The 15571-nt window shown below is 33.0% G+C and carries 10 protein-coding genes; 5 read left to right on the top strand and 5 right to left on the bottom strand.

The genetic code is table 11. The features are described from left to right. Window positions 1-12: 12 nt before the first annotated feature. From A8B35_RS23805 to A8B35_RS06430, 4 genes are all read right to left on the bottom strand, one after another. Entirely contained in the window at window positions 13-1968 is a 1956-nt protein-coding gene (locus A8B35_RS23805; RefSeq protein WP_075602516.1) for an ABC-F family ATP-binding cassette domain-containing protein, read from the bottom strand. Between the two features lie 18 nt (window positions 1969-1986). Beyond that, window positions 1987-4317: a LysM peptidoglycan-binding domain-containing protein gene (locus A8B35_RS06420; protein WP_075602517.1), complete on the bottom strand. Its 2331-nt coding sequence runs from the start codon at window positions 4315-4317 to the stop codon at window positions 1987-1989. A 162-nt stretch (window positions 4318-4479) separates the two neighbouring features. Then, window positions 4480-5913, bottom strand: coding sequence for a chromosomal replication initiator protein DnaA (dnaA, locus tag A8B35_RS06425; protein WP_075602518.1), 1434 nt, complete (start codon window positions 5911-5913; stop codon window positions 4480-4482). A 303-nt stretch (window positions 5914-6216) separates the two neighbouring features. Then, a complete protein-coding gene (locus A8B35_RS06430; RefSeq protein ID WP_075602519.1) occupies window positions 6217-7443 on the bottom strand; it encodes an MlaD family protein in 1227 nt (408 codons plus the stop codon). Between the two features lie 277 nt (window positions 7444-7720). Here A8B35_RS06430 and A8B35_RS06435 point away from each other — a divergent pair, with 277 nt between their 5' ends. Both A8B35_RS06435 and A8B35_RS06440 read left to right on the top strand, forming a co-directional pair. Continuing rightward, entirely contained in the window at window positions 7721-9652 is a 1932-nt protein-coding gene (locus tag A8B35_RS06435; RefSeq protein WP_075602520.1) for a YgiQ family radical SAM protein, read from the top strand. A gap of 3 nt (window positions 9653-9655) precedes the next feature. After that, window positions 9656-10399, top strand: a complete 744-nt coding sequence (locus tag A8B35_RS06440; protein WP_075602521.1) for a DUF4197 domain-containing protein — start codon at window positions 9656-9658, stop codon at window positions 10397-10399. Window positions 10400-10403: 4 nt separating this feature from the next. Here A8B35_RS06440 and A8B35_RS06445 read toward each other — a convergent pair whose 3' ends face one another. Beyond that, on the bottom strand, window positions 10404-11354 hold the full coding sequence (locus tag A8B35_RS06445) for a TIGR01212 family radical SAM protein (protein WP_075602522.1): 951 nt from the start codon (window positions 11352-11354) through the stop codon (window positions 10404-10406). Between the two features lie 152 nt (window positions 11355-11506). On the opposite strand from A8B35_RS06445, the gene A8B35_RS06450 reads away from it, so the two are divergent. The 3 genes from A8B35_RS06450 to A8B35_RS06460 all read left to right on the top strand — a co-directional run bounded on the left by A8B35_RS06450 (window position 11507) and on the right by A8B35_RS06460 (window position 15530). Then, the gene (locus A8B35_RS06450; RefSeq protein ID WP_075602523.1) at window positions 11507-13054 is read left to right on the top strand and encodes a DUF4301 family protein; all 1548 of its coding nucleotides are present in this window, start codon (window positions 11507-11509) and stop codon (window positions 13052-13054) included. Window positions 13055-13275: 221 nt separating this feature from the next. Then, window positions 13276-14673 (top strand): tetratricopeptide repeat protein, encoded by a 1398-nt coding sequence (locus A8B35_RS06455; protein ID WP_075602524.1) that lies wholly within the window; start codon window positions 13276-13278, stop codon window positions 14671-14673. A 101-nt stretch (window positions 14674-14774) separates the two neighbouring features. Then, a complete protein-coding gene (locus A8B35_RS06460; protein ID WP_075602525.1) occupies window positions 14775-15530 on the top strand; it encodes a phosphosulfolactate synthase in 756 nt (251 codons plus the stop codon). Window positions 15531-15571: the final 41 nt, after the last annotated feature.

A 15571-nucleotide genomic window follows, 5' to 3' on the forward strand; every position in this document is an offset into this window, starting at 1 on the left:
CTTTACTATCGTTTATAATAAACTCTTTTTTCTTTCAGCCTTTTCAAATTCTAGCTGATACTCTTCCCATTGTTCCATTTCTGCTTCGAGCTTTTGATTTACCTCTTGGTATTTCATTAAAAACTCATTATCACTCGCTTTTGATGGATCTTGCATTTGCTTGTCGAGAGATTCTACTTCTTCTTCTAATTGAGCAATTAAAGCTTCCGATTTCTTAACATTTTGCTCAGCCTTTTTAACTAACCTACTAACCTCTTTTCTTTCTTCGTAGGATAATTTCTGAGTTGCCTTAGATGAATCTTCATCAATAACTTTTACCTTAGGGCTATTGGCCTTTTGAGCCTCCATCTCCTTTAATGATTCTAATTTTTTACGTTGCAAAAACTCATAAACACCTCCAAGGTGCTCTTGCATTTTTTTGTTTCTGAACTCGTAAACCTTATCTACCAAACCGTCTAAAAATTCACGATCGTGAGAAATTACAATCACAGTACCTTCAAAATCTTTAACAGCTTGCTTTAATAATTCTTTCGATCGAATATCAAGATGATTTGTAGGCTCATCTAAAATCAAAAGATTAACAGGTTCAAGAAGTAACTTCACCATTGCTAAGCGTGTTCTTTCTCCTCCTGATAAAACAGAAACTTTCTTTTCAACGGTTTCTCCACTAAACATGAAGGCTCCCAATAAATCGCGTATTTTAAGCCTAATTTCGCCTACCGCAACATTATCAATAGTTTCTAGTATGGATTGACTTTCATCTAATAAATCAGCCTGATTTTGTGCAAAATATCCAATTTTAACTTGATGACCATGCTTTAAACTACCCTCGTAGGCAATTTCATTCATTATCATCCGAGCCATCGTTGTTTTACCTTCACCATTACGACCTATGAAAGCAACCTTCTCGCCCCGCTCTATCGCAAAGTCAACATCATTAAGCACGTTTAAATCGCCATAGCTTTTTGATACATGCTTACCTTCGAGTGTAATTACACCCGAATGAGGAGCTGGCGGAAACTTAATACGTAATGCTGAATTATCAAATTCATCAACCTCTATTCTATCAATTTTTTCGAGTTGCTTGATACGCGACTGTACCTGAACCGCCTTAGTTGCTTGATATCTGAAACGCTCTATAAACTTTTCAGTATCTTCAATTTGCTTTTGCTGATTGCGATAAGCTGCCAATTGTTGCTCGTGACGTTCTGCTCTTAATTCTAAATATTTAGTATACGATGCTTTATAATCGTATATTTTTCCCATTTGTATTTCAATGGTGCGCTTTGTAATGTTATCTAAAAAGGCTCTATCGTGAGAAACTAAAATAACTGCACCACTATAATTCTTTAAGAAATCCTCAAACCATTGAATAGATTCAATATCTAAATGGTTGGTTGGCTCATCCAAAAGAAAAACATCAGGCTTTTGTAATAATATTTTAGCAAGTTGAATACGCATTCGCCACCCACCAGAAAACTCTGATGTTAAGCGAGTAAAGTCAGCACGCTCAAACCCTAATCCTTTAAGAGTTATCTCGATACTAGATGCATAATTTGCACCACCAAGAATACTTAGGCGTTCGTTTTTGTCGCTAACTTGGTGTATAATATCTAAATACTCTTCCGATTCGTAGTCAGTACGTGTAGCCAATTGGTTGTTCAATTGCTCAATATCTGTTTCGAGCTGTTTTAATTCACCAAAAGCTTTTTCAACTTCATCCCATACCGTACCTGTGTCATCATGTTTCATATGCTGGGGAAGATACCCCAACTTAACATCTTTAGGACGGGATACAACACCAGAACTAGGTTCTTGATAACCCGCTAATATTTTCAGTAAGGTAGACTTACCTGCACCGTTTTTACCCGCTAAACCTATTTTATCTTTAGGATTAACGAGAAATGAGACGTCACTAAAAAGAGTAAAACCTCCGAAAGTGACGTTAACTTGATTTGCTGAAACCATTGTATATTTTTGGACTGACTAGAGCTTTTCAACTTTTACATTAAAATCAGGTGCAAACTTTATTAAAGTCAGTCCTGAATTATAAAAGCCACTCCAGTTTTCACTGCGTTTAAAATTAAAATTAAATTGAATTTGCTCTGCTTTAATATCATCTAAGCAATACTCAAATTTTGGACCATATTGAGCTCGCGCAGAAACAAAGTAATAAGCTACATCGAAGCCCCAGGTTCCATATCTTGAATAATTTGAATTACTACCCGATCGAACAAAATAAGGAGCTACTGCATATGGTTCTGTATGATACCAATTTCTATATTTTTTAATATATTCTTGAGTTGCATCGTCATCATAATTTATCGATTGAGTAGTAAGAACCTCAGTGTCTAATTCAAATATATCTTCAGGATTTATGGTTTGAAAACGTAACCATTTATTAAACCCAATAAGTTTAACCTCACACTTAGTAGTTTCTTTAACTCCTTTCAACGTAGTAACTATTTTTGAAACGTCAGCCTCTTTGGTAGAAGGCACCACTACGATATTCTTTTTATCTGAACTAAGTAAAGCTGCAACTCCTTGTATATCCTTAGTTGAAAATGGGATTTGCATAAAATCAGGCTGTTTCCCATGTTGCATAGCTCGCAAATACGATTTTTGCTTAATCATATGGGTTAACTTCTTCTCATCGTCACTTGGCTTAGAAGAACTAACCACAACCAAACGAGCAGTATCGCTCATATTAACAATGTAATCTGAATATTGATCAAAAAATACACTGTCAGAAGGATTCACTTGAAACATAAATGGATTTTGCTCAATTTCCTCATTCATACTCGAAAGCGGATAAACCATATGAATATGGTTATTGGCTGAGAATTCAGATACCAAATGAAGATTACTGGCAAAAGCAGGACCTATAATTAAATCTGCTAATTGCATTTCTGGCTGAGCCAATATTTCTTTAACTCTATTGGTATCGGGTGCTGTATCATATGTAAGTAAATGAATTTTAACGCCTTGTTTTTTTAACGAATCTAAAGCCATTAATGCACCTTCGTAAAACTCAATAAATGTGCGTGATCGTGATGAAACGATAGGTTTTTCTCGTGGCACTTCTACTTCCTCTTCATCTACAACCTTTGTAACAATATTTGCTTTTTTAGTAGATTCGATGTCAAAAGGCAATAATAAAGCAACTGTTAATGTTTCATCAAAGTTATTTTTATACTCTGCTAAGCAATCTACAGTTATGGTATCTGTGTAGTTAACTCTCTTTCGCTTAACAATATCTTTTTTAACTTCCTCACTTTTCAACTTCTGATCATTTAAGTATTCCTGTGTAGGAATTTTGATCTTCTGCCCCTTTTTTAATGATGCTAACTGACTATCATTAATCTCTTTAATTTCATTAATAGTAACTCCGTATTTATTTGATATAGAATATAAGGTTTCTTTACGGCGTACATTATGAATAATATACTCACTACTTCTTTTATTTAAAGGGAGTGGAACTGCTTTCTTAATTGCACTTTTAGGAATGCGTAATATATAACCTGATTGCAAGTTATTAGTATCTATACCCTGATTACTTAACTCAACACTTCTTTTATCTGCATTGTAGATATTGCAAACACCATTAAATGTATCATTTTGCTTAATAGAATGATAAATATATTCTTCATCCTCTATTTTTAAGTCTTCATCAACTACACTTGTTGTTTTTACATCCTTATCTTTAATTAAAGGTACGCGTATTCTACTATTCACCGACAAAACACCACTTTTCAAGGCTGGGTTTAATATTATTAGTGAATCCACTGAAGTGTGATAGGTTTTAGATATCCCATATAAAGTTTCTTTTGGCTTAACATTATGATAGGCATAACCATCCTCAACTAATACTTTTTGTTTTTTTACGGGAATCTTTAAAATGGCACCCTGCACAAGAGCCTTATCAACACCTCTGTTATTAGTAACAATATCGTCGATACTAACTTTATACTTTTTAGAAAGATAGTATAAGGTTTGTCCGTGTTCTACCGTATGATAAACAAAATCATTAGAATCTTTAATATTATCTGTACGTCCTTTTATAAATGGAATATGGATTACTTCACCAACTTTTAAACCATTAACTATTTCAGGATTGGCATCAATAATCTCTTTTTGAGAAACCCCATAATCCTTTGATAGGCGATAAAAGCCTTCACCCTTTTTTACAACATGCAAGTAGTAAGTTTTACCTTCAATAATTATTTTTTGTTTTTCAACATTCTGCGAATAAGCTGTATCACAAGAAATTAAAATAAAAAACAGAATAGTAAAAAGTTGAATAGTTCTAGATATCATTAGTTTAATTCTTTTCCTGAATAATTGATCCCAAAAGTATAAAAAGAGTACCATCAAAGCAAAGACAATACGAAACTTATTATGCTAATTTATCGGTGCTGACAAAAAAAAAGTTGCTGATAATTAAACCAACAACTTTTATAAATTCAGTTTTAGCAACTGTTACATTTTTATCTGAGCCTCAATCTCTTGCATCTGACTCTTAAAATCTTTATTTGTCTCTATTAAATTATTAACCGTTTTACAAGCATGCAAAACTGTTGCATGATCCTTTTTACCAATTTGCAATCCAATTGCTGATAGGGAGGATCCTGTTAAGCTTTTTGAAAAATACATAGCCACTTGCCTTGCTTGAACAATCTCTCGCTTACGCGTTTTTGACTGAAGCACATCCATTTGCAAACCAAAATATTCACAAACAGTTTTCTGGATAGAATCTACGCTTAATTCTTTGGTTGGTTTTCTGACAAGTTTTTCAACAATCGAAGTAGCTACATCTATGGTAATTTCTTTTTTATTTAAAGTGGCTTGAGCTAATAATGATATTAACGCTCCTTCTAACTCTCTAACATTATTAGAAATATTTCCGGCTAAATAATCAATAACATCATCTGTAATACTAATTCCATCCTTATAAACCTTTTGCTTTAGAATTGCCTTACGAGTATCGTAATTAGGAATATGTACATCTGCTGATAAGCCCCATTTAAAACGAGATAGTAAACGATCTTCCATTCCCTTAATTTCAACAGGAGGTTTATCTGCCGTTAAAATTAATTGCTTATTTAACTGATGTAAATGGTTAAAAATATGGAAGAATGTGTTTTGAGTTCCTTCTTTACCTGCAAATTCCTGAACATCATCAATAATCAAAACATCAATCATTTGATAGAAGTTAAGAAAATCATTTACAGTATTATTTCTAACAGACTCTGTAAATTGTGTTTGAAATTTGTTTGCATTCAAATACAATACAGTCTTCTCTGGAAAATACTTTTTAACATCAATACCTATTGCTTGTGCCAAATGTGTTTTTCCAAGTCCCGAATTACCGTATAAAAACAAAGGATTAAACGCAGTTTTACCTGGATTTTTCGCAACAGCCAAACCAGCAGACCTTGCCAACCTATTACACTCTCCTTCTACGTAATTATCAAATGAATATGCCGAATTTAATTGAGGATCTACATTCAATTTCTTTATACCAGGTATCACAAATGGATTACGAACTAGTGGTTTTTCAGCACTATTATTTGGTACTGAAACTGGTCGATTACGTAGATCTGTTTTATTATTTGAAGGTAACTTTTGAGTTAACGGTTGTTGATTCTTTTTATGAGGAGTATCAACTATAACACTATATTCAAGTTTTGCAGAATGTCCTAACTGACTTTTTATAGTACTTCTAAGTAAATCAATAAAATGCTCTTCTAAGTACTCATAAAAAAAAGCACTTGGCACCTGAATTGTTAAGATATCTTTTTCAACTTTTATAGGTACAATAGGGTCAAACCATGTTTTAAAACTTATTTGAGGTACGTTTTCTTTTATTACACTTAGGCAATTGCTCCAAATTATCTCGTAACTAGGCTTCATCTTTTTCTCCTCAGGCTCAATTAATTATGTATTATTATGACTTTCTGTAATACAAAAATTGTGAAAAAGTTCTTGAAAAAAAAATTGTCAATTTCTTGCTTTTTACGAATATCAATTAGATTGCTAATTTTGAAGCTTTTACCTCAATTTAAAGATAAGGAACTAAATATCAATACAATAACACCAAGGGAGAAACTATTGGTATTTGCATAAATCCACTAATTACAAAGCAGTTGGAGATGCTCTGATTTTTTTTTATTTTTTTTAATGACCCTAAAATTTATATTCAAGTTTTCATTCAATTTATTTTACATTTTTCGGAACCTTAACCGGAATTCCATCCTTTAATGCAATAATCTCAGAATTTGAATATTGATCTTTTACTTGAGTGTGTAATTCCTCTATTTTTTTATAATTACCATCAGCACCAATTGTATAAATAAAGTATTTCCCATGCCTATCTTCATTTACAATATTATCATTAATATTAGCACCTCTAATATCACTTGGTTCTTTAACCTTTAACAATTGTACTTTATAAACTATATTACCCTTCTCTTCATTAGTAGCTTTTCCGTCTCCAAAACTTACTGCACTAAACCTTACATAACGCGAAGGCTGATGCCTTACATCATTTAGTAATCGATCTAAACTTGTGGCAACTTCATTTAAATTATAGTATAACTCTTCATCTTTTAATAACTTTCCTGCAGTTCCTACCCCATTATTCATATCCGAGAGCATAGAGTTAACACCGACTAAAACATTATTCATATTAGAAGCCATAGAATCTATATGAGCATCTTTCATTTGCTGAGTAACCTCATTCAAGTTATTCATAATCCCAGAAAGTGCTTCGCCATTACTTTTCAGAACAAAACTTAATGAATCAATATTAGACATAGTTCTACCTAAAGAACCATCTGGAGAAAGATTTGAGTTTACAGTATGACTCATACTTTCTACATTTTTCATAGTCACACCAAAGCTATGAATACCGGCCGATATACTAGCTTTATTGGCTTCATCAAACAAACTATTAACACTACTCAATAAAGAATCAATTTTCACTACTAAATTCTCAGCCTTATTTTTTAGTGGAAGAACTTCTTGGCTAACTTTATCAGCCAAATCTCCAGCAATTGAAGTTACTAATGTATCTCCTGGCACTAATAACTCTTTACTATCTCCATTCACAAGCCTAATACCTTTTGTACCCATGAGGTCTAAACTATATATTTGAGCAATAGTATTTTTATTAAACTGTACATCACTATACAGATTCATACCAACAATAATATCTTCCCTGTTCTCTGAGAAACCAACTGAATTAACAATTCCCACTTTAAAACCCTTATAGAATATGGGACTTGCCTCAGTTAATCCATCAACACGCGAATAAAGTCCGTAGTATTTTTCACCACCAGAAAAGACTCCCTTTCCCTTTAGGAAATTAATTCCCCAAATAAGGATAACAAATCCTATTAAAACCGTTAAACCTACTTTCGCCTCCTTTGATAATTTCAACATACTAAACTTATTTTATTATAAAGTTGTATACCCCAAAAGTACATGTTTTTATTTAAAGTGAATATTTGCTTAATATTATGTTTTTAACACAAACAATACATACTTTAGTTATTATGCTAAAATACCAGCATAATACACTAATCTATTCACACTTATGATTGGTGTACATTTGTTAATATCTTTTTACATATTGAAGGCTAATTGAAGCTTTATTTTCAATTAACATACTAATCCATCTTAAATTCCTTATTATTTAGCTATTTTTGCAAATAAAAAAGTGAGATATAGAGTGTCAGATTGGCTTCCTACAACTGCTAAGGAAGTAAAGGAACGAGGTTGGGAAGATATAGATGTAATTTTATTTAGTGGCGATGCCTATATTGATCATCCATCTTTTGGCGCTGCCGTTGTTGGCAGAACTATTGAGGCGCAAGGATTTAAAGTTGCCATTGTTCCTCAACCCAATTGGAGAGATGACTTACGAGATTTTAAGAAATTAGGCAAGCCTAATTTGTTTTTTGGCGTAACATCAGGCAGTATGGATTCTATGGTGAATCATTATACTGCTAATAAAAGAATTCGTTCTGATGATGCTTATACCCCTGGCGGTAAGGCAGGATTTAGACCAGACTATGCAACAACAACATACTCTAAAATACTAAAAGAACTTTACCCCGATGTACCGGTATTAATTGGCGGCATAGAAGCATCCTTAAGACGTGTAACGCACTATGATTACTGGTCGGACAAGCTAATGCCAAGTATACTAGAAACCACAAAAGCTGATTTGTTAGTATATGGAATGGGAGAAAAACCACTTGCTGAAATTCTTCACTTATTGAGTAAAGGAGTTCCATTTGAAAGCTTGAAAACGGTTCCTCAAACCTCCTTTATTCAAGAAAAAGGGAATTTACCAAAGAATAAGAAATGGAATGACCTCTATCTTAATTCTCATGAAGATTGTTTAAAGGACAAAATTAAGTACGCCAAGAACTTTAGGCATGTTGAAGAAGAATCGAATCGATGGCAAGCTGCAAGATTAATCCAACCTATTAGAGATGAAGAAATCATTATAAATCCTCCTTACCCACCTTTATCTTCTGATGAATTAGATGCTTCGTTCGATTTACCTTATACCCGTCTGCCACATCCCAAATACAATAAAAAAGGAAATATACCAGCCTTTGAAATGATTAAGTTCTCAGTGAATTTACATAGAGGATGTTTTGGAGGTTGTAGTTTCTGTACAATTTCAGCACATCAAGGTAAGTTTATTGCGTCAAGATCTGAAGAATCTGTTCTTAAGGAAATAAGGGAAATTGCTAAGATGCCTGATTTCAAAGGCTATCTTTCTGATTTAGGCGGACCTAGTGCCAATATGTATAAAATGCAAGGTAAAGAGCTACGTATTTGTGAGCGCTGTACCCGTCCGTCGTGTATTTTTCCGAACATATGCGGAAACCTTAATACGGATCATAAACCAATGACTGAACTATATAAAAAAGTAAACGCCTTGCCTTCTATTAAAAAGGCGTTTATTGGTAGTGGTGTTAGATATGATATGCTTTATAACAAAATGGCTTCAAACGAAGAGAAAGAAAGCCATAAGGTGTACATGAAAGAATTGATTACTGACCATGTTTCCGGGCGCTTAAAGGTGGCTCCTGAGCATACCTCAGATGCTGTTCTTAAACAAATGCGAAAACCTAGCTTTAAATTATTTCACGAATTCAAAAAAGACTTTGATATAATCAACAAAGAAGCCGGTTTAAAACAGCAAATCATTCCTTACTTCATTTCGAGCCATCCAGGCAGTAAAATGGAAGATATGGCTCAACTTGCAGTTGAAACAAAACAGTTAGATTTTAAATTAGAACAGGTTCAGGATTTTACGCCAACTCCAATGACGGTAGCTACTGTTGCTTTCTATTCAGGATATCATCCTTACACTTTAGAAAAAACATATACAGCAAAATCAAAAGAAGACAAACAAAATCAAAGAATTTTTCTATTTTGGTACAAACCAGAATTTAAACGACGTATTCAATCATTGTTAAATCAGTTAAACCAACAAGAATTAGTGAATCAACTTTTTACTAAGAATGGAAAGGATATTCATTTTGGAAAGAAACTGGAGTTTAAGAAAAAACAAAAGCCTGAGTCTCAAAATACAAAATCAAGTAAACCAAGACGCAAACGAAAATTTTAATTTATGAAATTATTTAAAACATTCACAATTGCCTTATTATCTTTACTCATAAGCTCTTGCGCCGAATTGCAAAAAGTAGCACAAAGTCTTCCTGTTGATGCTCCGCTTTCAGAGGCTGATGTTTCTGCAGGATTAAAAGAAGCTTTAAAGGTAGGTACTGATTCTGCTGTAAATATTCTGGGTGCAACAGACGGATATTTTAAAGATGACCTTGTAAAGATTCTGTTACCCCCTGAAGCCAATATTATTATTGATAATGCTTCAAAGGTTCCTGGCGGACAAAAACTAATAGACGATGTTATTTTAAACATCAACAGGGCCGCTGAAGATGCAGCCAAAGAAGCAACGCCAATTTTTATGGATGCCATTAAGGAAATGACCATCACGGATGCAATGACCATTTTAAATGGAGAACAAAATGCCGCTACAGAATATTTCAAGAGTAAATCGTACCAAAAGCTTTTTGAGTTATATCAACCTAAAATTCACGCTTCCTTAAGCAAGGATTTGGTTGCCGGTGTATCTGCAAAAAACACTTGGGATACATTAACCAAAAACTACAATAAAATAGCAGGTTCTTTTTTCGGACAGATGGCTGATTTAAAAACTGTTGAAACTGAGATTGACAAATACCTCACTCAAAAAGCACTTGATGGTCTTTTTCTTAAACTAAGTGAAGAGGAAGCTAAAATTAGACAAGATCCTGCAGCTAGAGTTACAGATATTCTAAAAAAAGTATTTAAATAAAAGATTATTTGGCAGGGTATAATTTACCTTGCCAAGTATCTCTTTCTTTTAATCGTTTATCTACCTTAGCTACAAACTCAAAATTTTTCAAATTCCATTTCGGAGCAATTAAAAATTCCTTTGGCGATTGACTAATAAAGCGATCCATCACTATTTTAGGATTCAGAAGCTCAAGAAAACCTATTACCATATCAATATAACTGTCTGCAGTAAATAAATCCATTTCTTCCGGATTTTTTAAATATTGCTCTCCCATCACAGAACCTTTTACCAATTGTAATTGATGCAATTTTAAATAATCAAGAGGCAATTCAGATATAATCTTTGCATGATTAAGGATCTCTTCATGAGATTCATTTGGCAAGCCTAAAATTAAATGAGCACCAACATTAATTCCTGCTGCACTAGTTTTTAAAATTGCTTCTGCCCCAATTTCATAATTATGGCCTCGGTTAATTTGCTCAAGAGTTGTATTATTGGTCGATTCAATACCATATTCAATAGAGATGTAATACTCTTTAGATAAATCTGATAAATACTCTAAAAGTTCATCATTAATGCAATCAGGACGAGTCCCTAAAACAAGACCAATTACTTTAGGATGTGATAAGGCTTCCGTATATCTTTCTTTCAAAACATCAATACTTTCGTAAGTATTGCTATATGCTTGAAAGTAGGCTAAATAAAGTTGAGATTTATACTTACTTGAGAAAAAGCCAATGCCAGTGTTTATCTGATTTGTTATTGAATCATCTTCACTACAGTATGCAGGATTAAATGTAGAATTATTACAAAAGGTACACCCGCCATGCCCCTTACTCCCATCCCTATTTGGGCATGAAAACCCTGCATCAATCGATACTTTTTGAACACGCTCGTCAAAAGACCTTCGCATATACGAACTATAATCATTAAACCGTCTACTATGTCCCCAATCGTATATGTTTTCTGCCATACTAAATCAAAATATTATTTGAAGCTAATTACAAGCCGCAAAGGTAAAAAAACAATCAATAATGAATATTTAAAAATCTAATTATAGAGTTTTAGTATTCTATTTTTAACAATCTATTGCTATATTTAAATCACAAAACTTAAAAGACTACCATGATTTCAGAAAAAGATAAAGAACAAATATCTTCTAAAGGAACTAGCCCTGAAAAGGTTATTGCGCAAATAGACCATTTCAAAAATGGATTTCCATTTATGAATATTGAAAAACCAGCATCAATAGGAAATGGTATTATTAAACTTGATGAAGAAAGTAAACTAACCTATACAGATTTTTACAGAGCTGCTTTAGAAAACGATTATACGGTTTCAAAATTTGTACCTGCATCTGGTGCAGCTACTAGAATGTTTAAAGATCTGTTCACATACATAAATGCTGATGAAGAGGCACAAAAACTTATGGAACAAGAGGGTCCTATTAAAGCTTTATTAGCACACATTAATGACTTTGCCTTTTCAAAAGACCTTGAAAAAATCACTGGAGTAGATTTAAGTGATGAAAAAAGCGTATTCGAGAACGGAGTTTTAATTGTTAGTAAACTACTTTTAGAAGATGGATTAAAATATGGAATCTATCCTAAAGGCGTTCTTAAGTTTCATTTATCTGATGTAAGAGAAACCACTCCCATTGAAGAGCATTTAATAGAAGGAGCTTTATATGGCTGCAGCAATCATAACGAGGTACAAATTCACTTTACGGTATCACCAAATCATCAAGCACTTTTTCAGGAAATTGTTAATAAAAAGTTGCCTTTATACGAAGCAAAGTTTGATGTTCAGTATAAAATCACGTATTCAACTCAAAAATCGTCGACAGACACAATTGCAGTTAACAAAGACAATACACCTTTCAGAAACCCAAAAGGGCAGATTGTATTCAGACCAGGTGGTCACGGTGCTTTAATTGAGAATCTGAATGATATTTATGCCGATATTATCTTTATAAAGAATATTGATAATGTTAGTCCTGAATATCGCTTAAAAGACACCATACAATATAAAGAAGCCTTAGCTGGTGTTCTATGCTTTTACCAAGGAAAAGTTTTTGATATACTGAAAGATCTTGAATCAAATAGTGCAGATAACAAAGATCTAAATAGCTATTTAGAAGTTATTAAAACTGAATTACAAATTATTGTCCCAGATGATGTACTTAAGGCATCTAATGAAGAGAAAGTAAATTTCATTAACAAAAAGTTAAACCGACCAATAAGAGTATGTGGTATGGTGAAAAATGAAGGTGAACCAGGAGGTGGCCCATTTTGGGGAGTTGGTAAACATGGAGAAACTTCATTGCAAGTTGTTGAAAGTTCACAAATTGACTTAAATGACCCGATAAAAAAAGAGCTTGTAAGCAAGAGTACACATTTTAATCCTGTGGATTTAATCTGTGGAGTTAACAATCACAAGGGAGAAAAATATGATTTACTAGAATTTGTAGATCCTAAAACAGGTTTTATTTCTGCAAAATCTCTTAACGGGAAAGATTTAAAAGCGCTTGAGCTTCCTGGTTTATGGAATGGTGCTATGTCAGATTGGATAACCCTATTTGTAGAAGTGCCAATCAGTACTTTTAATCCGGTTAAAACAATAAACGATTTACTTCGTCCTGAGCATCAACCAGAATATTCTGAACAACATTAAGTAATTACCCTAAAAAACTGAAATAGAATAAGCTAATTAAAGAACAAATAATTGGCTTATTTTATTTAGTAGGTGTAATTCACTTTTTCGAATTCATTTTAAAGCAAAAGCCCTATTACACTAACGTCTAGGGTATTATTTACTTAACCTTTGTTAACAATAAGATGTTGTTTATAGGTAAATAATTGGTATTTTTGTACAGTTAACAGCAAAGTATATATATGCAAGATTTCTCGCAAGAAAATCACAATCAACCAAATGGGGAGATTGAACGATTTGAGTCACTTATTAAGCAACGATCAGAATCTTACTTCGATGTTCATCAAATTGAATCGATATTTGATCATTATAACGAGAATAACATGTACGAAAAGGCTGAAATAGCCTTAGACATGGGATTGCGACAACACCCCGATTCTACTTCTCTTCAGCTTAAATACAGTACTATACTAATTGAGAGATGCGAATACGCTGCATCTTTAAGAATACTCGATTATCTTAAAAAGGTAGAAAAAACAAATAGTGAGGTTTTCCTTAATATTGGCATTATACATACGCATCAGAAAAATAGAACTCTGGCCATAAAGAACTTTGAGAAAGCATTAAAATTAGCAAGTGGTGACGAATTAAGCGATTTTGTTTTTGAAATTAGCTTTACCCTTAATCAACATGGGTTTTTCAATGAATCAAGAAACTTACTGTGTTATTATAAGGGTAAATTTCCAAAGCAGGAAAATATTTTATTTGAGTTAGCTTATGCTTATGATAAGTTAAATGACTTTGACAAAGGCGTAGAAGTATACAATCAACTTCTAAACATAAACCCATACTCTGATACAGCATGGTATAATCTGGGTATATTATATAATAAACTAGATTTATACGAAAAAGCCATACATGCTTATAACATGACCTTAGCTATTTCTCCTGAATTAAGCGAAGCTTATTACAACAAAGCTAATAGCTTGGCACATTTAGAAAAGTATCAGGAAGCTTTGGATAGTTATACTGAGCATATTATACTAAGCTTATTTACCCCATTAACTTATTATTACATGGGTGATTGTTGGGAGAATTTAGGTAACCTTCAATTAGCAAATAGGTTTTATAAATTAGCAGCGGAGCTTGACCCTGAGCATATCGAGGCATTAGAGGCATTAGGAAGAACTTCTTATGAAAATAGAGATTATAAAACAAGTATTGAGGCTTTTGATCAGGCTTTAAATATTACTCCCGAATCTTCTCAACTTTGGTTGTATCTTGGTAAAAGTCATCGAAAAGCTAAAAATAAGACCGAAGCAAAAAGATGCTTGAAGAAAGCGCTTATTAATAGACACGAAGATACCTTGAATTGGATTGAAATGTATCAATTTTTAGAAGAATCGGAGAGTGACTTTGATGCCATCACATTTCTTGAGAAACTACTAATTAAGGATCATACTAATGGTGCCTTGCATTATTTAGCCGCCATTATTTATAATAAAGAAAATGACAATAAACAATCTTTAGCTCACCTAGTAATGGCTCGACAGTTATTGCCTGATGACTTAGATTTAGTTTTAAATAAATACCCTCAACTTACAAACATCCCTAAAATTGCATCTTATATTAATAAATAACCACCAAGTATCATAAGTGTATTTGTTAATAAAATTGGGTTAATACAATATTTTGTGATAGTTTTGGCTCTATTTTAAAAGAAGATATAAATAATCGACAGATGAATATAAAATTACCCAATATTCCGGAACGTCCTGAGAAGAACCGCGAATATGGATTAACTATGATGATGGACAAAGGCTTAAGTCTTAGAGAAAGCGAAAACTTTGTAGCATCTTCATCAAAATTTACTGACCTTGTTAAGTTTGGTTTTGGAACATCAGTAATTACTAACAGTCTTGAAGATAAGCTTGCTATTTATAAAAATGCACAATGTAAAACCTATTTTGGTGGTACATTATTTGAAGCTTTTGTTGCTCGCGGAATGTTTGATGACTACAGAAGGTATTTAGATAAATACAAAATGGAGTATGCTGAAGTATCTGATGGTGCACTTCCAATTCCTCATGATGAAAAGTTAGAGTACATTCGTAGGTTATCAGAACAAGTTACTGTATTATCTGAAGTAGGCTCAAAAATGGGTGATAAAGTTATTACCAACAAAGAGTGGGTTTACATGATGCAAACAGAATTACAAGCTGGTTCGTGGAAAGTTATTGCTGAAGCTCGTGAAAGTGGCAACATTGGTATTTATAATAGCGATGGTTCTGCAAATACTGAATTGATTGAAGAGATTAAAGAAAAAGTAGTTGCAGAAAATGTACTATGGGAATCCCCTCAAAAATCTCAACAGGTTTGGTTTATCAATCATTTTGATGCCAATGTAAACTTGGGTAACATCGCACCAAATGAAGTAATTCCATTAGAAACGCTTCGTTTAGGATTAAGAGGTGATACACTTTTAAGCTTCCTTTAAACAAATTTTATTAAGCTATATAATTGGAGAGGTCGTGTTGC

Origin of the sequence: Saccharicrinis aurantiacus (assembly GCF_001660705.2) — a bacterium.
Taxonomy (GTDB): domain Bacteria; phylum Bacteroidota; class Bacteroidia; order Bacteroidales; family Marinilabiliaceae; genus Saccharicrinis; species Saccharicrinis aurantiacus.